The organism is Trichococcus pasteurii (genome assembly GCF_900112935.1).
Classification (GTDB): domain Bacteria; phylum Bacillota; class Bacilli; order Lactobacillales; family Aerococcaceae; genus Trichococcus; species Trichococcus pasteurii.
Map to the genome: position 1 here is coordinate 46943 of NZ_FONM01000012.1, position 26300 is coordinate 73242.

Consider the following 26300-nt stretch of genomic DNA (forward strand, 5'->3'; position numbering starts at 1 on the left):
TCGGAATTTAGATAAACCGCACCTATTGCGCTCTACGATGCTCAGGCGGCACGGTTTCCTAAAATTCTTTCAGGGCTGAACGAACCCGTTCCGCTTTTCCTATTAGTCAACCGGTGCAAGGTTTTGTTGATGGTGAGTAGTTCACATTAATTAAAAGTAATGATAGAATAGTAGAGATATAAGAATTATTTTTGCAGCAGCAACGAACGACATATACACGAATACATACCCAGTGAAAATGAGTGCTGGAATGAAATCAGACAGCAAGAGGAGATATAGAATGGCCAACTTTTTAAAGAAACTCATCGAGAATGATAAGAAAGAGCTACGTTCCTTGGAAGCAGTAGCGGATAAGGTCATCTCCTACGCGGATCGAATGGCCGCTTTGGATGATGAAGAATTGCGCGAACTGACCGCATCCTATAAAGAACGCTATCAAAAAGGGGAGTCTTTGGACGACCTGCTTCCGGAAGCATTTGCCGTAGTCCGCGAAGGCGCAAAACGCGTCTTGGGGCTGTATCCTTATAAAGTGCAGATTATGGGGGGGATCACCCTGCATAAAGGCAATATCGCCGAAATGAAGACCGGTGAAGGTAAAACCTTGACCGCGACGATGCCGGTTTACCTGAACGCCTTATCGGGCGAAGGTGTCCACGTTGTCACAGTCAACGAGTATCTGGCAAGCCGCGATGCTGTTGAGATGGGTGAACTCTACCGTTTCCTGGGGTTGACTGTTGGCTTGAACACAAACGGCAAGTCTTCGGAAGAAAAAAGAGAAGCCTATAACTGCGACATCACCTACAGCACCAACAATGAATTGGGCTTTGATTATTTGCGGGACAATATGGTCGTCTACAAAAATCAAATGGTGCAACGTCCGTTGAACTTTGCGGTCGTCGATGAGGTCGACTCGATCTTGATCGATGAAGCCCGCACACCATTGATCATTTCCGGACAAGCAGAAAAATCGACGGCACTCTATAACCGAGCCGATTTCTTTATCAAAGGATTGAAAGAGAATGAAGACTACACGATCGATTTGACGTCCAAATCAATCGCATTGACGGATGAAGGCATCGAGAAAGCCGAAAAAACATTCCATTTGCCGAACTTGTACGATGTGGATAATACCCGCTTGGTGCACCATTTGGATCAAGCCTTGCGCGCGAATTACATCATGCTTGTGGACATCGATTACGTAGTGGAAGACGGGAAGGTAAAAATCGTCGATCAATTCACAGGACGAATCATGGAAGGCCGCCGTTACTCGGACGGGCTTCACCAAGCCATCGAAGCGAAAGAGAACGTGGAAATCGAAAATGAATCGAAAACGATGGCCACCATCACTTTCCAGAACTATTTCCGTATGTACAAAAAACTGTCCGGTATGACCGGTACAGCGAAAACGGAAGAAGAAGAGTTCCGGGAAATCTATAACATGAACGTCATTTCGATTCCTACAAACAGACCAATCGTCCGTCATGACTATCCGGATTTGTTGTATCCATCCTTGAAGAGCAAATTCAGGGCTGTCGTCGGCGACATCAAAGAGCGTCACGCGAAAGGTCAGCCGATCCTTGTCGGTACCGTAGCCGTGGAAACCTCTGAACTGCTTTCGCAGATGCTGCGTCAAGAAAACATTCCGCACCAAGTCTTGAATGCCAAAAACCATTTCCGGGAAGCGGAAATCATCATCGGGGCCGGTCAACCCGGAGCCGTCACGATCGCCACCAATATGGCTGGTCGTGGTACCGACATCAAGCTGGGTAAAGGCGTCAAGGAATTAGGCGGTCTTTGCGTCATCGGTACCGAACGCCATGAATCACGCCGGATCGACAACCAATTGCGTGGACGTTCCGGACGTCAAGGGGATCCCGGCGAAACGCAATTTTACCTTTCACTTGAAGACGACTTGATGAGACGTTTCGGATCGGAACGCATCCAGCAAGTCTGGAGCAAATTGAATTTGGATGATGAAGCAGAAGATGTGGTCATCCAAAGCAAAATGCTTTCCAAACAAGTGGAATCCGCCCAAAAACGAGTGGAAGGCAACAACTACGATACCCGTAAAAACGTGCTGGAATATGATGAAGTCATGCGCGAACAGCGTGAAATCATTTATGGACAGCGTCTGGAAGTCATCAATGAAACCGAATCGCTGAAGTATGTCGCAACAGCCATGATCAAACGTGCGATTGCGCGTGTGGTCGAAACGCATACCATCGGTGAAAAGGCGACTTGGAATCTGCAAGGCATCCGCGACTTTGCCGGAGCAGCCCTTGTGCATCCCGACAGCATCAGCTTGGCCGATCTGGAAGGCAAAACTGCGCATGAAATCGAGGAATACTTGGTGGAACGCGCAATGGAAGTCTACAAGACAAAAGAGAAACAATTGAGTCCGGAACAAATCTTGGAGTTTGAAAAAGTTGTCATTCTGCGGGTCGTGGACAGCAAATGGACCGATCACATCGACAATATGGATGAGCTTCGCCAAGGAATCGGTTTGCGTTCTTACGCACAGAACAATCCGTTGACCGAATACCAAACCGAGGGCTATGATCGTTTCCAGGAAATGATCGCCACCATCGATTATGACGTTACCCGTATCGTGATGAAATCAGAAATCCGTCAAAACCTGCAACGACAATCAGTGGGACAAGGTTCGAACATCATGCCGACGCGTGAGACAGTCGCTTCCCAAACGGAGCAACAGGAACAAGCGCGCAGAGCGCAGATTGCCGCAATGAGGATGCAAAAACTGATGGAAATACAAAAAGCCAAACTAGCGGCTGAAGCAGCCGAAAAACAAGAATCGCCTACCGAAGAATAACCGGTAACGTATCAGCGAAGCGCATTTCAATCACCAAAATCAAGTCAAACACACACTAATCGGATACAGCGCCAATCGGGGAGGGTCGGGATAAAAAACAGTAGCTTGTTTTTATCCCGACCCATCCTTCTTTTGTCGAATCTAGGAGGAAATCAAATGGAATTAAGCGAAATCAAAGCAATACTGGAAAGTTCAGAAACAAAAATCTCAAGCTTCAGGAGGTCTCTTTGACTTAGATGGCCTAGAAACGGATATCGCGGAATTCGACGATCGCATGTTGGATCCGGAATTCTGGAACAACGCCGAAGCGGCGCAGGAAGTCATCAACCAATCGAACCAATTGAAAGCAGTCTACAATACGTTCAAGAGTTTGGAAGCGCAATATGAAGACCTTGAAGTCTTGTATGAAATGGTAAAAGAGGATGAAGATCCGGAATACCTCGAAGAATTGAACGAAAAAACGACAGAATTTACCGAAGCGCTGGAAAAATATGAATTGACGATGCTGTTGAACGGACCGCACGACAAATCGAACGCTATCTTGGAAATCCATCCAGGTGCTGGCGGAACGGAATCCCAGGACTGGGGAAGCATGCTTTTCCGCATGTACACGCGTTGGGCCGACAAAAAAGGCTTTGACGTAGAGACGTTGGATTATCAAAGCGGGGATGAGGCCGGAATCAAAAGCGTAACGATCCTGATCAAAGGGATGAACGCCTATGGCTACCTGCGTTCGGAAAGGGGCGTGCACCGTTTGGTCCGTATCTCGCCGTTCGACTCTGCCGGAAGAAGGCACACCTCTTTTTGTTCGATCGACGTGATGCCGGAGATAGCTGCTGACGATGCGGAGATAGAAGTGAATCCGGACGACATCCGTGTGGACACCTACCGCGCCAGCGGAGCCGGCGGACAGCACATCAACAAAACATCATCAGCCATCCGGATTACGCATATCCCGACCGGCATCGTTGTGGCAAGTCAGGCGCAACGTTCCCAATTCCAGAACAGGGATACCGCTATGGGGATGCTGAAGGCAAAACTGTATCAACTGCAGGAGGAAGAGCGCGAAAAAGAATTGGCAGCCATCCGCGGAGAGCAAAAAGAAATCGGTTGGGGTTCACAGATCCGTTCTTACGTGTTCCATCCTTATTCGATGGTCAAGGATCACAGAAGCAGCTATGAAACGGGTAACGTACAGGCTGTCATGGACGGGGATCTCGATGCCTTCATCGATGCCTATCTGAAAATGACGATGGATCAGGAAGAACTGTAAAATCCGCAACCAGAATAAATATGCCCAGGCTGGAGCAGCAATACTGAGGATTCAACTGAAATTCTGAGAAACTATTGACACATACTTGTAAAGAAACTAAAACAGACATATTTGCGCAACGTGCTATAATAGGGAAGCATTCTTGCAGCCTCTGAAGGTTTCAGAGCGAAAGCAGGGAAAAAAAGAAAAGACAGGTGATAAAATGATTGAAATGCTGAATGTCTCTAAGAAGTACAACAACGGCATTACGGCGGTCAATAATCTGAGCGTGAAGATCGATCAAGGCGAATTTGTGTATATTGTAGGCCCCAGCGGAGCCGGCAAATCAACCTTCATCAAAATGATGTATCGCGAAGTAAAACCAACCTCAGGAACTGTTCAAGTAGGCAAATATAATTTAACGACCATGAAGGAAAAAGAAGTTCCGTTGTTGCGTCGTTTTGTGGGTGTGGTCTTCCAGGATTTCAAACTATTACCTAAACTGACCGTATACGAAAACATCGCCTACGCGATGGAAGTAGTCGAAAAAAGTCCGAAAGTCATCCAGAAGCGTGTCTTGGAAGTGCTTGATTTGGTTGGACTGAAGCACAAAGTCCGGATGTTCCCGAATGAACTTTCAGGCGGGGAACAGCAACGGATTGCGATTGCGCGTGCGATTGCGAATATGCCAGGCGTCCTGATTGCGGATGAGCCGACAGGTAACTTGGATCCGGATACGTCGATGGAAATCATGCGCATTCTGGAAGAAATCAACAACCAGGGGACAACGATCCTGATGGCAACCCATAACAGCCAAATCGTTAATGACATCAAACACCGTGTATTAGCAATAGAGAATGGCCGTATTGTCCGAGATCAACAAGAAGGAGAATATGGATATGAAATTTAGAACATTTGCCAGACACATAAGAGATGCATTCAAAAGCCTGTTCCGGAATGGCTGGATGTCGATAGCCTCGATCAGTGCAGTGGCGCTGACTTTGCTGCTTGTGGGATCCTTTACCGGTATTCTTTTGAACGTGAATAAATTGGCTTCCGATGTCGAAAATGATGTGAGTGTAAAAGTTTACATCGATCTGGCGGCTGATCCGGCCGCGCAGGAAACGTTGAAGACCCAACTGGAGAACATCGCCAATGTGGAATCCATCACCTTCTCAAGCAAGGACGAGGAATTGGATAAGATCATCGGCAGCTACGGTGAGGAATTCGACCTTTTCGGTGGGGATGCCAATCCGTTGTATGATGCTTATGTCCTGAACACAACGGCACCGGAGCAGACGAAAGCGGTAGCTGAAGCAGCATCCGCCATGCAGTATGTCACGCAGGTCGAATACGGCGGTGCCACAGCGGATAAGTTGTTCGAGACGATTGCGACAATCCGTACGATCGGGCTCGTCATCATCATTGGTTTGCTGTTGGTTGCTGTATTCCTGATTTCCAATACGATCCGGATCACCATCTTCTCCCGCAGCACGGAGATCGAAATCATGCGTTTGGTGGGCGCAAAAAACAGCTTCATCAGATGGCCATTCCTGATTGAAGGAGCCATTATCGGATTGATAGGGGCATTGATTCCCATGACTTTCCTCGTGTTCCTTTACCGCTTCATCTTTGATGTGAGCGGGGACTACTTGGCCGGCACAAACTTCGGCCTCTTGACTCCGAATCCATTCCTAATCTACATCAGTCTTTTGATGGTGGGCATCGGCATCTTTATCGGGGCCTTCGGGTCAGTATTCTCGATGCGTCGCTTCCTGAAAGTTTAATGAAATAGAGCGTATTCTCAAAAGGTTCCAGTCATACAAAACGTATGGGTGGAACCTTTTTTGTCGCCTGAAATCACTGTTCTTGTCCTGAAAAACGACAAAGCCCAATTATTATTTTCGCTCTTGGATATTCCTCCCGAACCTTACGAAATCTCCTGTACAGCGCACTTTTTGGAGTCTTATGATTTGAAAGGAAAGAATCAGCCAGTGAAATCCGAATTGCCGTTTTCTGACATTTTTAGTATGCTAAAAAGGAAAGCGGGCCGATCAGAAAGCTGAGGCTCTCAAAATACGGATATTCGTAAATTACATGGGATGGAACGACTCATCCCGGACCCCAATCGGTCAGAGGAGGAAACATGAAAAAGGTTTTGCTAGTGGATGACGAACCATCCATCGTTACATTGTTGGCTTTCAACTTGGAAAAAGACGGCTACGAGGTGACAACTGCCACCGACGGAGCTGAAGGCTACCGTTTGGCCATCTCGAATCCTTTTGACTTCATCATCCTGGACTTGATGTTGCCGTCAATGGACGGAATGGACATCTGCAAACGCCTGAGACAGGAAAAATTTGATACACCGATCATGATTCTGACAGCGAAGGATGATGAGCTGGAAAAGATCATCGGCCTTGAGCTGGGGGCGGATGACTATATGACGAAGCCATTCAGCCCGCGTGAAGTATTGGCCAGGATGAAAGCTATCCTAAGAAGGACAAACAAGGCTGTTCCGGCTGAACCGGTTGCGACTGCCCAACAGGAACAGACGGAGGACGCAACAGAAAAAATCGAAGTGGGCGAAATCACCATTTTCCCGCAACTGTATGAGGTTCATGTAGCGGGAGAACTGATTGAAGTGACGCCGAAAGAATTCGAATTGCTTCTTTACATGGCGAAGCGTGCCAATCGCATCCTGAGCCGGGAACAATTGTTGAATGCCATCTGGAATTTTGATTACGCGGGAGAAACGCGCATCGTTGATGTACACATCAGCCATCTCCGCGAAAAAATCGAAAAAGATACCAAAAATCCGCAATACATCCGCACGGTCCGAGGCTTCGGGTATAAATTCGAGGTAGCGAAGACATGAAGCAACTCCAATTGCGGATGCTTGCCACTTTTGTGTTGATTTTCGCGCTGTTCAGTGTGGCGTTTGGGATATTCCTGGAGACGGTGTTAGGGAATTACACGCGGAGTTTGCACAGCGAACTGCTTGTTGAACAGACCCAAATAGTGGGCACACTGCTCCAAAACAGTACGGATGGCAGTGATTGGATTTTTGTTGAAGAAGAACTGGATAAAATTGACGCTTTCACGGAAGACAGGATCACTTTGGTCGATACCGATGGGGTCGTGCTTTATGATTCGCAGATCACGACGGTGAATCTGGAAAATCATCTGCGACGGGAAGAAATTCAGGAAGTTCTTTCCGGGGAACCCTACGGAACAGGGCAACGGAAGAGCGAAAGCACCAATCAGGAGCTGTATTATGTAGCTGTGCCCATCTATGATGAGGCAGGGGCCATCGTTGCCATTATCCGGCTGTCCAGACCGCTGAGCGCCTTGACGGTCAGCCAACGCATCGAACAGTCCCTTTACGTTTTTATCCTATTGGCTTTGGTAGTGGCGTTCATACTCACCTATGCTTTGACGAAGCGCATCGGCAGACCGATCGATGCCGTGATGGATGTCGCCAAAAAGCTTTCCGATCACCAGTATGATGCGCGTTACAAAGGGAAAGGCTTCGGCGATTTCCAAAAATTGGGCGAAACAATCAATGAACTTGCCGAGAGCCTGGATAATCAAATGAATGAGATCAAGCAGAATGATGAACGGCTTACTGGGTTAATCAACCATCTGGTTATTGGCGTGATGCTTTTGGATGAAAATAAGGAAATAACAATGGTCAATGCCGCCATGCAGGAAATATTGAGCGAGAGTGAAGAATCGTTGATCGGCCAATCCTATGTTGAGGCAGTAAGCAGTTATGGACTCAGCCATATGATTGAGCGAGCTTACAATTACAGAGAGCCGCAGAATGATGAAATCTATTTTTACTACCCAAGAGACAGAGTCGTCGATGCCAATATCGTCCCGATCACAAGCAAGAAACCGGGTGAAATGAACCTGATCGTGCTCCTCTATGACATAAGTGAAATCCGGCGATTGGAGAAAGTCCGGACCGATTTTGTCGCCAATGCATCCCATGAGCTGCGGACACCCGTCACAGCCTTAAAAGGATTCGCCGAAACGTTGTTGGACGGTGCGATGGAAGATCCCGTGATCCTGAAGCAGTTTTTGGAAATCATTCTGGCCGAAAGTACCCGGTTGAATCTTTTGGTGAATGATATATTGGAACTATCGAAGTTGGAACAGCGGCAAGTACCGCTCGCTCTGCAGGAAGTGAATATTTCCGAAGCGGTGTTGGCGACCTTCCAGTTGGTCGATCAGAAAGTGAAAGAGAAAAACATGACGCTGGAATTAGTGGAGAAGGATTTCGTTACGTTACAAACGGATCCGAACCGCTTGAAGCAAATACTGGCGAATCTGATCAACAATGCCGTCGTCTATACGCAAGCCGGAGGGCATATCACGGTCACTGTCGATAGGACAGCAGAGCAAGTCCGTCTGCACGTTGCCGATAACGGCATCGGGATACCGGAAGCCGATCTGGGAAGGGTTTTTGAACGGTTCTATCGTGTTGATAGAGCGCGGAGCCGAAACTCCGGAGGTACCGGATTAGGCTTGTCGATCGTGAAGTACTTGGTTGAAAACATGAACGGAACGGTGACAGTGGCAAGCAAACAGGGGAAAGGAACGACTTTTACAGTGACGTTGCCCTGTAAGAATTGATTCAAACACAAAGCTTTACAGGCGCAAAACGCTTCTGTAGAGCTTTTTTCTTGCGTTCGGAGGAATTGTTTACAAAACATTTACAAAAAAGAGGGAAACTCAACAAAAACTTTACATGAAACCGCAAGGAAATTAACAATCGACCGTTAATATTAGGGTTGTGAACAGGCAATGACGTTCAAATAACCTCAACATAAAGGATGGTAAAAAATGAACTTTGGCAAATTATCTAAATTCGCAATGGCTTTAACTATCGGTGCTACATTGGCGGCTTGCGGCAATGGCGATGGCGGAGACGCAACTACAGAAAGCGGAGCGGCAACTGAAAGCGCAACTGCAAGCAACGATATCTTAGTGGATGGATCTTCCACAGTATTTCCGATCATGGAAGCAGTAGCCGAAGAATTTTCAATCGCAAATCCGGATGTCAAAGCGACTATCGGTGTATCCGGTACGGGTGGCGGATTTGAGAAATTCATCGCAGGCGAAACAGACATCAGTAATGCTTCTCGTCCGATCAAAGACGAAGAAATCGCATTGTTGGAAGAAGCAGGCATTGAATATACAGAGTTCCAAATTGCCTTGGATGGTTTGACAGTAGTTGTGAACAGCGATAACGACTGGGTAGATCAATTGACTATCGAAGAATTAGCAATGATCTGGACAGAAGGAACCGGCGTAGAAACATGGGCGGATGTCCGTGAAGGCTGGCCGGAAGAACCAATCGAGTTGTTCAGCCCAGGTACTGACTCAGGAACGTACGATTACTTCGATGAAGTGATCTTGGATGGCGAGCAAATCAACAAAACAGCTTCATTATCTGAAGATGACAATGTCTTGGTACAAGGTGTTTCCGGTTCTGCAAATGCAATCGGGTACTTCGGTTATGCATACTTCCTGGAAAACAGCGACATCGTTAAAGCTGTTCCGATCGTAAACGGTGAAGGCGTTGCAGTCACACCTAACGATACAACCGTTCAGGATGGATCTTATGAGCCGCTTTCCCGTCCATTGTTCATCTACGTGAAGAACGATTCGTTACAAAACGAAAATGTCTATGAATTCACGAAATACACTTTGGAGAATGCAGCTGATATGGCAGCTGAAGTTGGCTATGTAGCACTACCGGCTGAATCTTATGAAGCAGCGTTGACTACACTGGAAGGCCTGAAATAAGCAAAACCAAATAAATGACTAAGGGATGTGAGGGAAGCGAGCGTTTTGCTTCCCTCGCATCTCATCTTTATTAGAGGAGAATCAATATGTCCAAATCTGTCAAAGACTTGATGAATGAAAAAAGTTCACGACAAAAATCTTTGCAATTTACAGAAAAAGCAATGCCTCTTTTTTTTCTGGTCTGTGCGATCATTTCGATCCTGACCACATTCGGGATTGTGTTCACACTGGCAAAAGAAACATTCACATTTTTCGGTGAGGTTCCGATTCTGGAATTCCTGACAGGAAAAGAGTGGTATCCTTTCTTCAAAAATGATCCCAGTTTTGGGATTTTGCCGCTATTGAGTGGAACATTCCTGATAGCCGGCGTTGCGATGCTTGTTGCCGTACCGCTCGGCCTGAGCTCAGCCATCTATTTGAGCGAATATGCAACCGAACGGACGAGAAAAATCGTCAAGCCGGTTCTGGAGGTTTTGGCCGGGGTCCCTACGGTAGTTTACGGGCTGTTCGCCTTGACGTTCGTTACCCCTTTACTGCAGACGGTTATCCCGAATCTGCCGATATTCAATGCGCTTAGCCCTGGTATTGTTGTGGGGATCATGATCATCCCGCAAATCACGTCCTTATCGGAAGAAGCGATGGGCGCTGTACCGAATGCCATGCGTGAGGGAGCCTTAGCCTTAGGGGCTACCCGTTTGGAAGTGGCGCTGAAAGTTATCTTACCGGGGTCCTTGTCGGGGATCATTTCATCCGTTGTTTTGGGAATTTCCCGTGCGGTGGGAGAAACGATGATCGTATCCACAGCAGCTGGATCCACACCCAAATTTACGCTTGATGTAACAGAATCCATCCAGACGATGACATCCTATATCGTTCAGGTCAGCATGGGCGATGCAACATACGGTTCCACGATCTACTACAGTATCTACGCAGTAGGGATGACGTTGTTCCTCTTCACCTTGTTGATGAACCTGTTGGCGAACTACATGTCCCGTCGTTTTAGGGAGGAATATTGATGAAATTAGTGGAAAAGAACAACAAGAGAATCAATAATCGGCTATTGCTGAACAGCGCAGTCAAGGGACTGTTTTTTCTGGCAACCTTCTTCGGAATCGTCGTTTTGGCCATCCTGGTCATGCGGATCGTGTCGCAAGGTGCGGGTTATCTTGATTGGGATTTCTTGAGCAATTATGCTTCGAGAAAACCGGAGGATGCCGGCATCAAGGCTGCCATCTATGGAACGGTCTGGATCATGGCCATCATCGCTCCCTTGTCACTCCTTTTGGGTGTCGGAACGGCGATTTACCTTGAGGAATACGCGCCCGATAATAAATTTACGCATTTCATCGAGTTGAACATTTCGAATCTTTCCGGCGTGCCGTCGATTGTTTTCGGGCTGTTGGGGCTGACGGTATTCGTGCGTTTGCTGGAAATGGGCCGGAGCGTCCTGGCAGGCGGTCTGACCATGAGTTTGATGATTTTGCCAGTTATCGTGGTTTCGAGCCAGGAAGCCATCCGTGCCATCCCGAAAGAACAATATGAAGCCTCTTATGCGATGGGCGCCACGAAATGGCAGACAATCCGGACAGTCGTTCTGCCGGCAGCAGTGCCCGGCATCCTTACCGGTTCGATATTGGCGCTATCCAGGGCTGTCGGAGAGACTGCACCGCTGTTGATGATCGGAGCGATGACTTTTATCGCTTATGTTCCGGAAAGCATCTGGTCCGGTTTCACGGCAATGCCGATCCAAATCTTCAACTGGGCAGGACGTCCCCAAGAAGAATTCCAAGCAGTCGCTGCAGCAGGAAGTATTGTCTTGATGCTTATGTTGGTCATCATGAACTCATTGGCGATCTATATCCGCAATAAGTTCTCGAAGCGTTATTAAATTAGGAGGTTACTCATTTGAATCCAGAAGTGAGCTTAAAAGATAAAAAAATGATTTACAGTGTGAAAGATTTCAATCTATGGTACGGAAATACACACGCCTTAAAGAACATTCAGCTCGATATTCCCACTAAGGAAGTCACAGCGATCATCGGACCATCAGGTTGCGGCAAGTCCACTTTCATCAAGACTTTGAATCGGATGGTCGAATTGGTTCCGAGCGTAAAAATGACGGGATCGATCAATTACAATGAACAGAATATTTTTGATCCGCGTTACAAAGTGGAACAGTTGCGTACAGATGTGGGGATGGTTTTCCAAAAGCCGAACCCTTTCCCGAAATCAATCTATGAAAACATCGCCTACGGACCTAAAATCCACGGCGTAAAAGACAAAAGCGTATTGGACGAAGTCGTTGAAAAAAGCTTGAAAGGCGCAGCGCTATGGGATGAAGTAAAAGATCGTCTGAAAGAAAATGCTTTCGGGTTATCCGGTGGCCAACAACAACGTTTGTGCATCGCCAGAAGTCTGGCGGTGGAACCGGAAGTCCTTTTGATGGATGAGCCGACTTCCGCTTTGGATCCGATTTCGACATCGAAAGTCGAAGATCTTATCCAGACTTTGAAAAAAGACTACAGCATCATCATCGTTACCCATAATATGCAACAGGCAGCCAGAATTTCGGACCAAACGGCCTTCTTTTTAAATGGAGAAGTGGTAGAATATGATAGGACAGAAATCATTTACTCCAATCCGAACGACAAACGCACAGATGATTATATCTCTGGCAAATTCGGTTAAGACTGGGCTATAATGGGATAAGAGATGCACTGTGATGCATAATGACATGTAACAGGGGGCGAAAAGATGAGAAAGATTTTTGAAGAAGAATTGCAGGATTTGCACGTACTTTTCTCTGAAATGGGGAAAATGGTGAACGAAGCAATCTACATATCTGTTAAAGGTTTTGTGAATCATGATAAAGAGCTTGCTGCAGAAGTGATTGCGCATGATGTCGCCATCAACCAAAGAGAAGCGGAAATCGAGAAAAGATGCTTTGAGTTGATTGCGCTGCATCAGCCGGTCACCGGCAACCTCCGCAGAATCGTCACCATCATGAAGGCGTGCGCGGACTTGGAGCGCATGGCAGACCACGCCGTCAGTATTGCGAAGTCGACTATCCGGGTAAAAGGGAACAAGCGCAATTCCGACATCGAAGCAGCGATAGCTGAACAATCAGAAAAAGTAAAAGTCATGGTGGAGGAAGTACTTGCCGCCTATATCAAAACGGACATCGAGAAAGCCAAAGAAGTTGCCCTGAGCGACAAATTGGTCGATCAGGACGCCGAACATATCTACGGACGCGCCATCGAAGAGATGAAGTTGGATCCGGAACTTGTTTTGGGAGCGACCGACTACATCATGGTCGCCGGCTATCTTGAGCGGATCGGCGATTATGTAACAAATATTTGTGAATGGATCATTTATTTGGGTACAGGGAAAATAATCGAATTGAACACAAACAACAAGTTTGAAGACTGACAGATTTATGAATGCAGGATGAGAAAAGATAAAGCCAGGAAGGCCATGCGATCGAACCCGATTGCGCGGCATCTTTCCGGCTTTTTTTCGTTTTCTTCCGTAAAAGCGGCCCAAAGTGGATGATTGAAAAAACTCATGAAAATGTAATAAATATTTCTGCGCTATATGTAAGACAAGCGTTCCGCCAATTTGTTATAATGTGGATAATTAGAGAGTAAATTTACATAAAAATAACGTAAAATCAACGTTACAATGTTCCGCCGATAAAATATATGGTGGATTTACATAAAATTTACAAAAGAGATACGAAACATTTACAAACATTCGTTACGATGGATAAGTATGTGTTCAAGGTAAATAAATGGGAGGTACACAATGAAATTAAAATACGTTTCAGCCATAGTCAGTCTAGCTGCCGTTTTTGCGCTATCTGCCTGCGGACCTGTAGTCGATGAGGAGTCCATCACCGCGGTCGGTTCCTCTGCACTGCAACCGTTAGTGGAGGCCGCTGGGGAACAATTCAGTGCGGAAAATCTGGGGAAATTCGTCAATGTACAAGGCGGCGGTACCGGAACAGGCTTGAGCCAGATTGCCGCAGGTGCGGTCGACATCGGCAATTCGGATATTTTTGCTGAAGAGAGGGAAGGGATCGATGCCAGTCAATTGGTGGACCACCGTGTTGCCATCGTCGGCATCACGCCTATCGTGACGCCAGGCGTCGGTGTAACGGATCTTTCCATGGAAGAGTTGCGCGGCATTTTTACAGGCAAATACAGCAATTGGTCCGAATTGGGCGGAAAGGATCTGCCGATCGTCGTATTGAACCGCGCGAAGGGCAGCGGAACCAGGGCAACATTCGATAAATGGGTTCTGGCTGGAGAAGAAAGCATCATCACCCAAGAGCAGGAATCCAACGGAACCGTCCGTCAGATTGTTGCTTCAACACCAGGCACCATCAGCTATGTATCGTTTTCGTACGTCAATGAAGATGTCAAGGCGCTTTCGATCGATGGCGTGAAGCCGACACCGGAGAACGTTACGACCAACGCATGGGTCATCTGGGCATATGAACATATGTACACGAATGGCGAACCGACGGGATTGACGAAAGAATTCCTGGATTACATGCTTTCGGAGGATGTCCAAGGGAATCTGATTGAAGCGTTGGGATACATTCCTTCCACAGATATGAAGGTCGATAGGGATATTGAAGGAAACGTAACACCGATCGAGTAACAGCAACTGAAATATCATTGTGATGAGAGGCTGCCACCTTTTAAAAGGATGGCGCCTTTCGTCGCGGCTCAAAGTTTAAGAGGAGGGTTTCTCTTGGAAATGACACCAGGAAACTTAATGAAAAAGTCAAGTAAACGCAGATTGGAATCATTTGGACGCACCATCAGTCTGATCAGCACGACAGTCATCGTCTTCATCGTGCTGTCCATTCTATATTTTGTCACCAGCAAAGGGATATCCACCTTTGTTACGGATGGCGTATCACTAGGGGATTTTTTGACGAAAAGCATCTGGAACCCCGGCACCATCGCTGATGACGGCACACCATTGGTCGGAGCCTTACCGATGATCGCAGGCTCATTTTTGGTCACTTTGATTTCCGCAGCCTTGGCTACACCGTTTGCCGTGGCTGCAGCCTTGTTCATGACGGAAATTTCGCCGAAATCCGGCAAGAAAATCCTGCAACCGGTAATCGAACTGCTTGTCGGTATTCCGTCCGTTGTATATGGATTCATCGGCTTGACGGTTGTTGTGCCGGTTGTCCGCTCACTGTTCGGCGGTACCGGATTCGGTATTTTATCTTCCACCTTGGTTCTGTTCGTCATGATCCTGCCGACCGTGACCAGCATGTCAGTGGATGCCTTGAACGCTGTTCCACGTCATTACCGTGAAGCTTCACTCGCTATGGGTGGGACGCGCTGGCAGACCATCTATAAAGTGGTTTTGCGGGCAGCGACCCCGGGGCTGCTGACGGCAGTCGTCTTCGGAATGGCGCGTGCGTTCGGAGAAGCCTTGGCGGTTCAGATGGTCATCGGAAATGCGACTTTGATGCCGAATAGCCTGGTGACGCCGGCTTCGACATTGACAAGTATTTTGACGATGAGCATGGGGAACACCGTAATGGGAACTTTGGAAAACAATGTCCTCTGGTCATTGGCGACCATCCTCCTTTTGATGGCTCTATTCTTCAATATTTTGACACGTTACATCGGTAAGAAAGGAGCCGTTAAAAAATGAACATGAATCCCAAAAAAGTAGACAAATTTATGGTAGGCCTGATCTATCTGTTTTCCGGAACGATCATCCTTATTTTGGCGAGTCTGCTGCTCTTTATTCTATGGCGCGGCTTGCCCCAGTTCTCATGGGAATTTTTGACGGCTCCGGCAAAATCCTTCCAGGTAGGCGGCGGAATCGGAGTGCAGTTATTCAATTCCTTCTACCTATTGGTGCTGACGTTGCTGATCAGTACGCCACTTGCGCTGGGCGCGGCGATTTACCTTTCGGAATATGCACCTCAAAATTGGTTTACCGACATCATCCGTACTGCTATCGAGGTTTTGAGTTCTTTGCCATCCGTTGTAGTCGGTCTCTTCGGATTCCTGATCTTCGTCATCCAGTATGGTTTTGGCTTCTCGATCCTTTCGGGGGCTTTGTCGCTGACCATCTTCAATCTGCCGCTTTTGACGCGCACGATCGAAGATTCCTTGCGGGCGATCCCGTCTTCCCAGCGTGAAGCTGGATTGGCGTTAGGGCTTTCCCGCTGGGAGACAGTGACGTTGATCATTCTGCCGGCTGCCTTGCCGGGTATTCTGACAGGTATGATTTTGGCAGCTGGGCGTATTTTTGGTGAAGCCGCAGCCTTGATCTATACAGCCGGGCAGAGCGCGCCGGCTTTGGATTTCACAAACTGGAATCCACAATCCATCACAAGTCCTTTAAATATTTTCCGGCCTGCCGAAACATTGGCTGTGCACATCTGGAAGATCAACAGTGAAGGCGTGAAACCGGATGGAGCGGAAGTGTCAGCTGGTGCCTCAGCAGTACTGGTGTTGGCTGTCCTCATCTTCAATCTGACTGCAAGAAGCTTGGGCAGAAGATTGCAGAAGAAGGCTACTTCAGCATAGAACCGGAAAATTGACTTGAAGGAGGGACCCTTGATGGGAAATGAAAAGACACTGGCAACGAATATCATCCAGATGCGTCCTGAGGCTGCAGTCGCCCTTAAAACAAATGATCTGCACGTTTATTATGGCGATTTTGAAGCAATCAAAGGCGTTTCTATGGAATTTGAAAAGAATAAAATCACCTCGCTGATCGGACCGAGCGGGTGCGGAAAATCGACTTATCTTCGTTCGCTGAACCGGATGAACGACACTGTTCCCGGTGCAAAAGTGACAGGGGAAATCATTTACCAAGGCATCGATGTGAATGTGCCTGAAGTTGATGTGTTCGAGATGCGGAAAAATATTGGGATGGTTTTTCAAAGACCGAATCCTTTCAGCAAATCGATTTATGAGAACATCGCTTTTGCACTGAGAAGGCATGGCCTTAAGGACAAGGCGGCATTGGACGAAATCGTCGAAACCAGCCTGAAACAAGCTGCCCTTTGGGACCAAGTGAAGGACCAGCTGAACAAAAGCGCCTTAGCACTTTCCGGTGGTCAACAGCAGCGTCTCTGCATCGCAAGGGCGGTCGCGCTAAAGCCGGATATCCTGCTTTTGGATGAACCAGCCAGCGCGTTGGACCCGATCTCGACTTCTCAAGTCGAAGAAACATTGTTGGAGTTGAAGGAAAAGTATACGATCATCATTGTTACGCACAATATGCAGCAAGCATCCCGGATCAGTGACTATACGGCGTTCTTCTATTTGGGCAATGTCATTGAATATGATGAGACCAGAAAAATCTTTACCCGTCCGAAGATCCAACAGACGGAAGATTATGTTTCTGGGCATTTCGGCTAGGAGGAAAGCAACGTGAACAGCACAAAACCCATTATTGAAACGCGTGATGTACATTTATATTACGGAAAGAACGAAGCGTTGAAGGGCATTTCGCTTGATTTTCATAAAAAAGAAATCACGGCTTTGATCGGGCCGAGCGGATGCGGCAAATCCACCTACTTAAGGACATTGAACCGTATGAACGACTTGATTCCGGATGTGACGGTCACCGGGAAAATCAGTTTCAATGACCAGGATATCTACAGTCCGCAAATGGACACTGTAGAGTTGAGAAAAAAGGTCGGCATGGTTTTCCAACAGCCGAATCCATTCCCGTTTTCGGTTTTCGATAACGTGGCGTATGGCTTGCGCATCGCCGGGATGAAGGACAAGGAAAAAATCGCCCGGATTGTGGAAGAAAGCCTGAAGAAAGCGGCTGTATGGGATGATGTCAAAGATAAATTGAATCAGAGTGCCTTATCTTTATCAGGTGGCCAGCAGCAACGTGTCTGCATCGCACGGGTCTTGGCGATCGAACCGGAAGTCATTTTGTTGGATGAACCGACGAGCGCGTTGGATCCGATTTCCAGTGCACAGATCGAACGGATGCTTATGGAACTGAAAGAAGACTACACGATGATCATTGTTACGCATAATATGCAACAAGCGTCGCGGATTTCTGATAACACTGCCTTTTTCTTGAACGGGGAATTGATCGAGTTCGGGGAAACAAGCCAAATCTTCACGAATCCGAAAGAAAAACAAACGGAAGATTATATTTCTGGACGTTTTGGCTGATCCGTTGCATAATGAAAGATATTTACAAAGGGGTTGGTTTGTGATGAGACGAGTGTTTGAAGAGGAATTAGAGAGTTTGCACGCTCACTTTTTGAAGATGGGTGTGTTGGTCAATGCTGCGATCCATAAGTCAATCGATGCTTTTGTCACGCACGATAAGGAACTGGCGCAGCAAGTCATAGATGAAGATGCGGCCATCAATAAGCTCGAGAACGATCTGGAAATCGAATGCTTCGAGCTGATTGCTTTGCAGCAGCCTGTGACAACTGACTTGCGCAAAATCGTCACTGTGATGAAAGCCAGCGCGGACTTGGAACGGATCGGCGATCATGCAGTCAGTATCGCAAAATCGACGATCAAAGTGAAGGGCAAAAAGCATGATGCCGATATCGAAACGGCTATCGCGGAGACAGCTTTGAAGGTCATGGACATGGTCAAGGAAGTCCTGGATGCCTATGTCGTCCTCGATGCCGAACGCGCGCGGGAAATTGCGGCGCGGGATACGCAAATCGATGCTGCCGCCAAAAACATCTATGAAAACTGCATCGAACAAATGAAGCAAGATCCGGAGATCGTTTTGGGCGGAACAAACTATATGCGCATCTCCACTTATTTGGAAAGAATCGGAGACTACGTAACGAATATCTCCGAGTGGATCATTTACTTGGATTCCGGAGAAGTCGTAGAATTGAATGTCCATCATAAAATTTAATGAGAAGAGCGTTGCGATGCCCAAAGCGGTGTTGCAACGCTTTTTTTGTCAGTCAGTGCTTGAGCCAAGCCGGTTTGCTTGCAGCTGCTTGATTTCGGCAGCAAGAGCAATAGCTTTCATAGCACGGATGAATTTGCTAAAATAAGCATTGAAGGTAAGGGATAGGGGTCTAAGTGAGATGATGTCAGACTTGAATACAGAAACGATACAAGCAGTTACGAAAATTTTCAAATTGATCGGCGATCCGACCCGTTTTTTGATCCTCCATGTATTGGAAAACCGGGAACTGAACGTAAATGCCATCGCTGAAGAACTGGACTTGGAGCAATCAGCGGTGTCGCACCAGCTGAAGAAGCTGCGGGAAGCGAAGTTGGTAAAAAGCAGAAGAAGCGGGAAAAACATCCTGTACAGCCAGGACGATCAGCATGTCTACGAAATCCTGCACTTGGCTGTCGAACATGCCGAGCACGGCTGGGAAGATGCACAAAATGAGGCAGGGACAACCCCATCAGACAAGAAACAGCATTGAATATCCGTGCGAACTAGCGTTCTTTTTCGGTCTGGATATGGTATACTACAGACAAGAGGAAATAGACGAAAACCAAAGAATAAGTCAAAGAAGGATCTGAAATTATGGCAAAAGACCAAATCATCGTACGGGGAGCCCGTTCGCACAATTTGAAGAATATAGATGTCACCATCCCAAGGGACAAACTTGTCGTCATGACCGGTCTTTCCGGATCGGGCAAGAGCTCGTTGGCTTTCGATACGCTTTACGCAGAAGGTCAAAGGCGGTATGTGGAAAGCCTCTCGGCCTATGCGCGCCAGTTTTTGGGTCAGATGGACAAACCGGATGTGGACAGCATCGATGGCTTGAGTCCGGCGATTGCAATCGATCAAAAGACGACGAACCGCAATCCCCGTTCGACAGTCGGTACGGTCACAGAAGTCAATGATTTCCTGCGCCTTCTTTTTGCACGTGTGGGGCACCCGATTTGTCCGAATGATGGCACACCAATCAGCAGCCAATCGCCCGAGCAGATGGTGAATCAGGTTCTTGAACTTCCGGAACGCACGAAACTGCAGATACTGGCGCCGATCGTCAAAGGGAAAAAAGGGCAGCACAAAAAAGTATTCGAGGACATCAAAAAGCAAGGCTATGTCCGCGTCCGCGTCGATGGGGAATTGTTTGATGTTTCCGAAGATATTGAATTGGAAAAGAACAAAAAACATGACATCGCGATCGTTGTCGATCGGGTAGTCATCAAGGAGGGCATCCGTTCGCGCATCTTCGATTCGATCGAAGCGGCGTTGCATCTGGCCGATGGATACGCCATTGTTGATGTCATCGGCAGTGAAGAGCTTTTGTTCAGCGAACACTATGCTTGCCCATACTGCGGATTTACGATTGGTGAGATCGAACCGCGCCTGTTTTCTTTCAACGCGCCCTACGGAGCCTGTTCCGAATGTGACGGGTTGGGGATGAAGTTGGAAGTCGACCCCGATTTGATCGTTCAGGAGAAGCAACTTTCCTTGAATGAAGGGGCTTTGGTGCCGTGGAACCCGATCAGCTCGAATTATTACCCGGAAATGCTGCGCCAGTTTTGTGAACAGAACGGGATCGATATGGACCTTCCGTTTGCCGAACTGAGCACCGATACCCAGCAAAAACTGCTCTATGGTGCTGGTGGCGACCTGTTCCATTTCCATTACCAGAATGAATTCGGCGGTGTCAGGGATGTCGATATCCCCTTTGAAGGGGTCATCACCAATGTCAATCGACGCTACAAAGAGACATCGAGCGATTTTACGCGCGAAGCAATGCGCCAGTACATGACCGAGCTGCCATGCCATACCTGCCACGGCTATCGTCTGAATGAGCAAGCCCTGTCTGTGAAGGTGGCAGAACACGACATCGGGCAAGTCACGGAGTTTTCCATCGAAAATGCTGTCGCCTTCTTCGAGAACATTTCTCTTTCGGAACAAGAGAAACAGATTGCTGCGCCTATCCTGAAGGAAATACTGTCACGTCTGACTTTCCTGAAGAATGTCGGCCTCGACTATTTGACGTTGAGCCGGACGGCGGGCACACTTTCCGGGGGGGAAGCGCAACGGATCCGCTTGGCGACACAAATAGGCTCCAACCTGTCCGGCGTTCTCTACATCTTGGATGAGCCGTCCATCGGGTTGCATCAACGCGACAATAATCGGTTGATCGAATCGATGAAAAACATGCGCGACCTCGGGAACACGCTGATTGTTGTGGAGCACGATGAAGACACGATGATGCAGGCGGATTATCTGATCGATATCGGACCGGGTGCGGGCGAACTCGGCGGTGAAATTGTGGCTGCCGGCACGCCCGAGCAAGTCATGAAAAACAAGAAATCCTTGACCGGGAAATATCTGTCAGGGAAATTGTTCATCCCGGTTCCGGAAACGCGAAGAACAGAGGACAGAGGAGCCGTGAAAATCACCGGCGCCACCGAAAACAATCTGAAGAATGTGGATGCTGCTTTTCCTTTAGGGAAAATCGTGGCAGTCACAGGCGTTTCCGGCTCAGGAAAGAGCTCCTTGGTCAATAATGTCCTGAAGACGGCTCTTGCCAAAGAATTGACCCGTACGAAAGAAAAACCGGGTAAATTCAAGACGATCAGCGGGTACGAAGGTTTGGAGAAAGTCATCGATATCGATCAAAGCCCGATCGGACGGACGCCACGGAGTAATCCGGCCACGTACACGAGCGTCTTCGATGACATGCGCGACCTTTTTGCCAGCACCAATGAAGCCAAAATACGCGGCTACAAAAAAGGCCGTTTCAGCTTCAACGTCAAGGGTGGGCGTTGTGAGGCCTGCCGCGGTGACGGCATTCTGAAAATCGAGATGCATTTCTTGCCGGATGTCTACGTGCCTTGCGAAGTCTGCCATGGCACACGCTACAATTCCGAAACTTTGGAAGTGCAATACAAAGGCAAGAACATCGCCCAAGTGCTGGATATGACGATTGAGGAAGCTTTGGCGTATTTTGAAGCCATCCCTAAAATCAGGCGCAAACTGCAAACCATCGTCGATGTCGGCCTTGGCTATGTGACATTGGGGCAACCAGCCACTACTTTATCCGGCGGTGAAGCCCAGCGGATGAAACTAGCCAGTGAACTGCAGCGCGTATCAAGCGGCAAAACATTCTACATACTGGATGAACCGACCACAGGGTTGCACACGCATGATATCGCCAGATTGTTGCAGGTTTTGGATCGTTTGGTGGAAGCCGGCAACACAATCGTGGTGATCGAACACAATCTGGATGTGATCAAAACTGCCGATTACATCATCGATATGGGCCCTGAAGGCGGAGCCGGCGGAGGAACCGTACTCGCAACCGGCACTCCGGAAGAAATCGCCGAAGTGAAGGGCAGCTACACAGGCCAATTCCTGAAACCTATCCTTGAAAGGGACAAAGCAAGGACCACAAAATAATAATTGCCAATAGAGGCCAGCCGATTCCGGTTGGCCTTTTTCCTCGTAATATTTGGAAAGTATAAAATATATCGGAATCAAAAGTACCTCACCGCTGGTGTTTATAGGATTGTAGAATGTGCCATGCATCCCAACTCGTTGGCTAGTTTCACGGGTTAGCCCTTCGGAAAGGGATAAAGGAACCCCTTGTCTCTACCGAGCCAAGGATACTATTCGACTAACCTGCTGACGCAGGAAGTCTCTCAGCAATTGCGCTCTACGATGCTCATTTGCATGGGACTCTTTGGGATTCATCCCTTAGAGTCCCAGTATAAGGTGACCGTAGGGAACGTTGCGAGGCCAGATTTCCTAAATTGTCATGACTCTTGCGATTTCAATCGCTTAGAGGCATGATACACTTGACCGATTAGGTCACAGTGTTTCCTTAATCAGGGCTGAGCGAACCCGCTCCACTTTTCTTACAAGTCTCTAGTCATTTTTGCTGAAGGGAAAATCAATCTTAAGACCTATGACAAGGGAAAGGAAATTGGGCATAATAAGGACATAAGCAACAGATAATCAGAAATAGGCAAACTGTCCCATGTCAGTGAATAGATAAATGGATAATCACCAAGGAGGAACTACCATGAATGAAAGAGACCGAATTTTGGCATTGGTAAGAGAAGGCATCATCACTACAGAGGAAGCCTTGGTACTTTTGGAAAACTTAGCGAAGCGCGAAGGTAAAGATGCAGTAAAATTGAATCAGCAACAAGATTTCACTGATTCAACTGATGCTGCATCAGGATACACAGAGAAAACGGATCAAGGCTCCGTTCAGGAGCCGGAAGACCGCAAAAATTTGGAAAAGATTTTGGATGAACTGGCCAGCGAGATTTCCTATTTCTCCTCTCAGATAGATGCGAAAGGCGAAGCGCTCCAGTCACTGAAAAAACAGATCAACGACAAAGCCGAAAAAAGACAAGAATTGGCGACAGCCGATGAACTGGGCGATTTAACGGGCGAACAAGAAATCACATTGATGCGCTTGGATGAAGAACTGGAGGGTCTCCGCGGACAAGCTGCTGCGCTGGAAGCCGAAAAAATCGAGATGGAACAAAAAATGCGCAGCCTCAAGAAGGAGCATGTGGAAAACAGCGTGAAATCCTTTGGCGAGAAACTGGGCAATAAAGATGAATGGAAAGACACAGCCACCAATTTCACGGAACGCCTCACCAAAGCAGGCGCACAATTAAGCAAATTTTTGACCGATACGGTCCAAACGGTCGTAGAAAATGTGGATTGGAAAGACACTGATTTCAACATCAAGATCCCAGGATTGATCACCAGCAAATTCCAGCATGAATTCACATTCGATCAAAACACAGCGACAATCCTTGATTTTCAATTGGCAAACGGAAATGTGACGTTGCAGAGTTGGGATAACGAAACCATTTCGGTCTCCTCGGATGTGAAGATATACGGGAAAACAGAAGAAGCGACAGCCAAGGAAGCTTTCGATGCGCGCAGCACGCTGGTGATGGATGAGGATAAATTCACTTTCCGCGTTCCGAACAAACGGGTCAAATGCGATATCATCGTCTCCTTGCCGAAACGCGAATACGATTACGTCGCAATCAAGCTGTTGAACGGGAATGTCACCCTGACAAACATCGAAGGAAAAGATTTCTACATAAAATCCACAAACGGCAATATGGTCATATCAGGTCTCAAGGCCATCATGCTGGAGACGGATGAGGTCAACGGGAACCTGGACGTCTCAGAAAGCACAATTGTTGATGTGTTGGCGAAGACCATAAACGGCAGTCTGACGATCAAAAGCGATGTCGTCAGCGCGACTGTTTCCGTGGTGAACGGGGATGTGAAACTTTCATACCCAGGAACCAACGCCAAACAGATCCAAGCCAGTTCAGTCAACGGGTCCGTCAAGCTGTCTTTGCCTGCTGCCAAAAGTGCAGAAGTGAAAGCCAGCAGTTCTTTGGGGAAAATCATGAACCGGATGGAGAACATCGAAATCATCCGTCAAAAAAATGAACACACCAACAAGTACTTGGAATTCAGACGAATGGACGAGGAATCACCGGTTATGGTAGAATTAAAGACGACAACAGGAAACATATTTTTAAAAAATAACTAAAAATAGCGACAATAAATGGCATATATAAGGAGAGAATGAACATGAAAAAATTAACTAAATCTGCTACAGACAGACAAGTCAGCGGTGTTCTGGGAGGTATTTCAGAATACTTCGGCATCGACTCGACGATTGTACGTGTGATCTTTCTGATTGCCGTCTTTGCGGGAGTCGGATCGCCCGTATTGCTGTACATCCTGATGGCGATCCTGATGCCTGAACCGGGCCAAAGCGGCAGCGGACAATCATTCGGCGGAACGTATGGTTCTTCATCCTCCCGCCGCAGTTCCGATGCCTCGAGATCTGTAAAAGAAGCAAAACCAGTGGATAAACAAGAAGAGGACGACTGGAGTGATTTCTGATGGGATTCTGGAAAAAAGCGGCCGTCAATTCGCTAGTGTTCATCGGCTTGGCTTATTTCATGGCACCTTCATTCTATGTGCATAGCCTTTGGACGGCATTTTGGGCCAGCATTGTCTTGGGCATCGTCAACTTCCTGATCAAACCGGTGCTTTCGATCCTCTCGTTCCCGATCACGATCCTTACTTTCGGTTTATTCAGCTTCGTGATCAATGGCTTCATGCTGTATCTGACTTCTTGGTTGGTGGGACCCGGATTCCACTTTACGAGCTACGGCACGGCATTCCTGGTGGCTCTGATCATGTCGGTCGTGCATATGTTCCTGAGCAGGGACGTCGCGCATTAACCAAGTGGGATCAGCACTGGCGCCAGCACCAAATAACATAAAGTAAGGCAGCTGAAACGATTGTTTCAGCTGCCTTTTTGTTCTTTCGTATGCATGGATAAAATGTTATGATGGATAGGAATACAATAAACCACAAGCGATCCAATCATTGTTTGCGGTGAGATGAAAATGTAAAAAAATCCTGCCTGATCGGGGCCAGGAAATTAAATGATAGAGCGAGGGATAAGAATGGCGAATACAGTCACTGTAAAGGAATTAGTGGATTCTTCAGGTTATGTTGTGCTGAGCGGAGAAGAATTTTTGGGCAACAAGATCACGACCAGCGAAATCTCCAGACCAGGCGTCGAGTTGACAGGTTTCTTTAATTTTTACCCGTCGGCCCGTATCCAGTTGTTGGGGAAAACGGAACTGACATTTATCGAGCGGATGACCGCAGAAGAGCGCCTGATCGTCATGAGGCGCCTTTGCAGTAAAGAAACGCCTTGCTTCGTTATCGGACGCAGACTTCCGGCGCCCGCAGAATTGATGAAAGCCGCTCAGGAAGCCGGCATACCGATTCTTTCGGCGCAATCCAGAACGACAAGAGTTTCCAGCAACATCACCAATTTCCTTGAGGGCAAGTTGGCGGAACAGGTTTCGATGCACGGGGTTTTCGTGGATGTATTTGGAATGGGCGTCATGATTACAGGGGACAGCGGCGTCGGGAAGTCGGAAACGGCTTTGGAATTGATCCAAAAAGGACACCGTCTGGTCGCTGACGATCGCGTCGATCTTTACCAACACGATGAAAATACGCTGATCGGTGAGGCACCAGGCATCCTTCGCCACCTGATCGAAATCCGCGGAATCGGCATCATCGATGTGATGACGCTGTTCGGGGCAGGTGCAGTCAAACAAACCAATGAAGTCAATCTGATCGTTAACCTTGAACTTTGGAGCAAAGACAAAAAGTTTGAACGTCTGGGCAGCACAGAAGAAATCGTGAACATTCTGGATGTCGGCATCCCTAAAATCACGATTCCGGTAAAGACAGGGCGAAATCTTGCCATCATCATCGAAGTGGCGGCCATGAATTTCCGTGCGAAAACCATGGGCTACAATGCCGCTGAGACTTTTGAAAGAAATTTGGAAGCTTTGATAAAAGAAAATGCTCAAAAAGGTGAATAAGCTTGCATAAAGGAGAATG

At 47.6% G+C, this 26300-nt stretch carries 23 protein-coding genes; all 23 read left to right on the forward strand.

The features are described from left to right. Positions 1-280 precede the first annotated feature (280 nt). The 23 genes from secA (at position 281) to hprK (ending at position 26281) form a co-directional block, all read left to right on the forward strand. Positions 281-2830 (forward strand): preprotein translocase subunit SecA, encoded by a 2550-nt coding sequence (gene secA, locus BM184_RS10470; RefSeq protein ID WP_086943703.1) that lies wholly within the window; start codon positions 281-283, stop codon positions 2828-2830. 156 nt (positions 2831-2986) lie between these two features. Then, positions 2987-4103, forward strand: a protein-coding gene (prfB, locus tag BM184_RS10475; protein ID WP_120488163.1) for a peptide chain release factor 2 whose coding sequence is annotated in 2 segments (ribosomal slippage) — positions 2987-3058 and positions 3060-4103 — 1116 coding nt in all. Because the reading frame shifts where the segments join, the coding sequence is not laid out codon by codon here. A gap of 202 nt (positions 4104-4305) precedes the next feature. Further along, positions 4306-4992, forward strand: a complete 687-nt coding sequence (gene ftsE / locus BM184_RS10480) for a cell division ATP-binding protein FtsE (RefSeq protein WP_086943735.1) — start codon at positions 4306-4308, stop codon at positions 4990-4992. Beyond that, complete coding sequence (gene ftsX / locus BM184_RS10485) at positions 4982-5869, forward strand: permease-like cell division protein FtsX (RefSeq protein ID WP_086943704.1); 888 nt, start codon at positions 4982-4984, stop codon at positions 5867-5869. Before ftsE ends, ftsX begins: the two co-directional genes overlap by 11 nt. Positions 5870-6228: 359 nt before the next feature. Then, complete coding sequence (locus tag BM184_RS10495; protein WP_086943706.1) at positions 6229-6960, forward strand: response regulator transcription factor; 732 nt, start codon at positions 6229-6231, stop codon at positions 6958-6960. Continuing rightward, the gene (gene pnpS, locus BM184_RS10500; RefSeq protein ID WP_086943707.1) at positions 6957-8723 is read left to right on the forward strand and encodes a two-component system histidine kinase PnpS; all 1767 of its coding nucleotides are present in this window, start codon (positions 6957-6959) and stop codon (positions 8721-8723) included. The genes BM184_RS10495 and pnpS overlap by 4 nt, the downstream gene beginning before the upstream one ends. Positions 8724-8933: 210 nt before the next feature. Further along, positions 8934-9899: a PstS family phosphate ABC transporter substrate-binding protein gene (locus BM184_RS10505; protein WP_218151024.1), complete on the forward strand. Its 966-nt coding sequence runs from the start codon at positions 8934-8936 to the stop codon at positions 9897-9899. Between the two features lie 86 nt (positions 9900-9985). Next, on the forward strand, positions 9986-10915 hold the full coding sequence (gene pstC / locus BM184_RS10510) for a phosphate ABC transporter permease subunit PstC (protein WP_086943708.1): 930 nt from the start codon (positions 9986-9988) through the stop codon (positions 10913-10915). Continuing rightward, complete coding sequence (gene pstA, locus BM184_RS10515) at positions 10915-11787, forward strand: phosphate ABC transporter permease PstA (RefSeq protein ID WP_177208627.1); 873 nt, start codon at positions 10915-10917, stop codon at positions 11785-11787. The genes pstC (BM184_RS10510) and pstA (BM184_RS10515) overlap by 1 nt, the downstream gene beginning before the upstream one ends. 50 nt (positions 11788-11837) lie before the next feature. Next, positions 11838-12587, forward strand: coding sequence for a phosphate ABC transporter ATP-binding protein PstB (pstB, locus tag BM184_RS10520; protein ID WP_086943737.1), 750 nt, complete (start codon positions 11838-11840; stop codon positions 12585-12587). A 66-nt stretch (positions 12588-12653) separates the two neighbouring features. Then, positions 12654-13328, forward strand: a complete 675-nt coding sequence (phoU, locus tag BM184_RS10525) for a phosphate signaling complex protein PhoU (RefSeq protein WP_086943710.1) — start codon at positions 12654-12656, stop codon at positions 13326-13328. Positions 13329-13703: 375 nt separating this feature from the next. Next, positions 13704-14564, forward strand: coding sequence for a phosphate ABC transporter substrate-binding protein PstS family protein (locus tag BM184_RS10530; RefSeq protein ID WP_086943711.1), 861 nt, complete (start codon positions 13704-13706; stop codon positions 14562-14564). A 93-nt stretch (positions 14565-14657) separates the two neighbouring features. After that, positions 14658-15581, forward strand: coding sequence for a phosphate ABC transporter permease subunit PstC (gene pstC / locus BM184_RS10535; RefSeq protein ID WP_375152996.1), 924 nt, complete (start codon positions 14658-14660; stop codon positions 15579-15581). Positions 15582-15583: 2 nt separating this feature from the next. Beyond that, on the forward strand, positions 15584-16468 hold the full coding sequence (gene pstA / locus BM184_RS10540; RefSeq protein ID WP_086943739.1) for a phosphate ABC transporter permease PstA: 885 nt from the start codon (positions 15584-15586) through the stop codon (positions 16466-16468). A 33-nt stretch (positions 16469-16501) separates the two neighbouring features. Then, on the forward strand, positions 16502-17308 hold the full coding sequence (gene pstB, locus BM184_RS10545) for a phosphate ABC transporter ATP-binding protein PstB (protein ID WP_086943712.1): 807 nt from the start codon (positions 16502-16504) through the stop codon (positions 17306-17308). Positions 17309-17320: 12 nt separating this feature from the next. Continuing rightward, a complete protein-coding gene (gene pstB / locus BM184_RS10550) occupies positions 17321-18085 on the forward strand; it encodes a phosphate ABC transporter ATP-binding protein PstB (protein ID WP_086943713.1) in 765 nt (254 codons plus the stop codon). Between the two features lie 43 nt (positions 18086-18128). Next, positions 18129-18797 carry a phosphate signaling complex protein PhoU gene (gene phoU, locus BM184_RS10555; RefSeq protein WP_086943714.1) on the forward strand — a complete coding sequence of 223 codons (669 nt, stop codon included), beginning with the start codon at positions 18129-18131 and terminating at the stop codon, positions 18795-18797. Between the two features lie 181 nt (positions 18798-18978). Further along, entirely contained in the window at positions 18979-19326 is a 348-nt protein-coding gene (locus BM184_RS10560) for an ArsR/SmtB family transcription factor (RefSeq protein WP_086943740.1), read from the forward strand. A gap of 104 nt (positions 19327-19430) precedes the next feature. After that, a complete protein-coding gene (gene uvrA, locus BM184_RS10565; protein WP_086943715.1) occupies positions 19431-22274 on the forward strand; it encodes an excinuclease ABC subunit UvrA in 2844 nt (947 codons plus the stop codon). Positions 22275-22899: 625 nt separating this feature from the next. Next, entirely contained in the window at positions 22900-24411 is a 1512-nt protein-coding gene (gene liaX, locus BM184_RS10570) for a daptomycin-sensing surface protein LiaX (protein ID WP_177208628.1), read from the forward strand. A gap of 41 nt (positions 24412-24452) precedes the next feature. Continuing rightward, a complete protein-coding gene (locus BM184_RS10575) occupies positions 24453-24770 on the forward strand; it encodes a PspC domain-containing protein (protein ID WP_086943717.1) in 318 nt (105 codons plus the stop codon). Further along, entirely contained in the window at positions 24770-25114 is a 345-nt protein-coding gene (locus BM184_RS10580; protein WP_086943718.1) for a phage holin family protein, read from the forward strand. Before BM184_RS10575 ends, BM184_RS10580 begins: the two co-directional genes overlap by 1 nt. Before the next feature lie 228 nt (positions 25115-25342). Continuing rightward, positions 25343-26281, forward strand: a complete 939-nt coding sequence (hprK, locus tag BM184_RS10585; protein ID WP_086943719.1) for an HPr(Ser) kinase/phosphatase — start codon at positions 25343-25345, stop codon at positions 26279-26281. The last annotated feature ends 19 nt before the right edge of the window (positions 26282-26300 follow it).

Coding starts and splice junctions, on each gene's coding strand:
- BM184_RS10560 (WP_086943740.1), top strand. CDS start 18,979: ATGTCAGACTTGAATACAGAAACGATACAAGCAGTTACGAAAATTTTC.
- pstB (WP_086943712.1), top strand. CDS start 16,502: ATGGGAAATGAAAAGACACTGGCAACGAATATCATCCAGATGCGTCCT.
- pnpS (WP_086943707.1), top strand. CDS start 6,957: ATGAAGCAACTCCAATTGCGGATGCTTGCCACTTTTGTGTTGATTTTC.
- pstA (WP_177208627.1), top strand. CDS start 10,915: ATGAAATTAGTGGAAAAGAACAACAAGAGAATCAATAATCGGCTATTG.
- BM184_RS10495 (WP_086943706.1), top strand. CDS start 6,229: ATGAAAAAGGTTTTGCTAGTGGATGACGAACCATCCATCGTTACATTG.
- ftsE (WP_086943735.1), top strand. CDS start 4,306: ATGATTGAAATGCTGAATGTCTCTAAGAAGTACAACAACGGCATTACG.
- pstB (WP_086943737.1), top strand. CDS start 11,838: ATGATTTACAGTGTGAAAGATTTCAATCTATGGTACGGAAATACACAC.
- uvrA (WP_086943715.1), top strand. CDS start 19,431: ATGGCAAAAGACCAAATCATCGTACGGGGAGCCCGTTCGCACAATTTG.
- pstC (WP_086943708.1), top strand. CDS start 9,986: ATGTCCAAATCTGTCAAAGACTTGATGAATGAAAAAAGTTCACGACAA.
- liaX (WP_177208628.1), top strand. CDS start 22,900: ATGAATGAAAGAGACCGAATTTTGGCATTGGTAAGAGAAGGCATCATC.
- hprK (WP_086943719.1), top strand. CDS start 25,343: ATGGCGAATACAGTCACTGTAAAGGAATTAGTGGATTCTTCAGGTTAT.
- ftsX (WP_086943704.1), top strand. CDS start 4,982: ATGAAATTTAGAACATTTGCCAGACACATAAGAGATGCATTCAAAAGC.
- pstA (WP_086943739.1), top strand. CDS start 15,584: ATGAATCCCAAAAAAGTAGACAAATTTATGGTAGGCCTGATCTATCTG.
- BM184_RS10580 (WP_086943718.1), top strand. CDS start 24,770: ATGGGATTCTGGAAAAAAGCGGCCGTCAATTCGCTAGTGTTCATCGGC.
- BM184_RS10530 (WP_086943711.1), top strand. CDS start 13,704: ATGAAATTAAAATACGTTTCAGCCATAGTCAGTCTAGCTGCCGTTTTT.
- phoU (WP_086943710.1), top strand. CDS start 12,654: ATGAGAAAGATTTTTGAAGAAGAATTGCAGGATTTGCACGTACTTTTC.
- secA (WP_086943703.1), top strand. CDS start 281: ATGGCCAACTTTTTAAAGAAACTCATCGAGAATGATAAGAAAGAGCTA.
- phoU (WP_086943714.1), top strand. CDS start 18,129: ATGAGACGAGTGTTTGAAGAGGAATTAGAGAGTTTGCACGCTCACTTT.
- BM184_RS10575 (WP_086943717.1), top strand. CDS start 24,453: ATGAAAAAATTAACTAAATCTGCTACAGACAGACAAGTCAGCGGTGTT.
- BM184_RS10505 (WP_218151024.1), top strand. CDS start 8,934: ATGAACTTTGGCAAATTATCTAAATTCGCAATGGCTTTAACTATCGGT.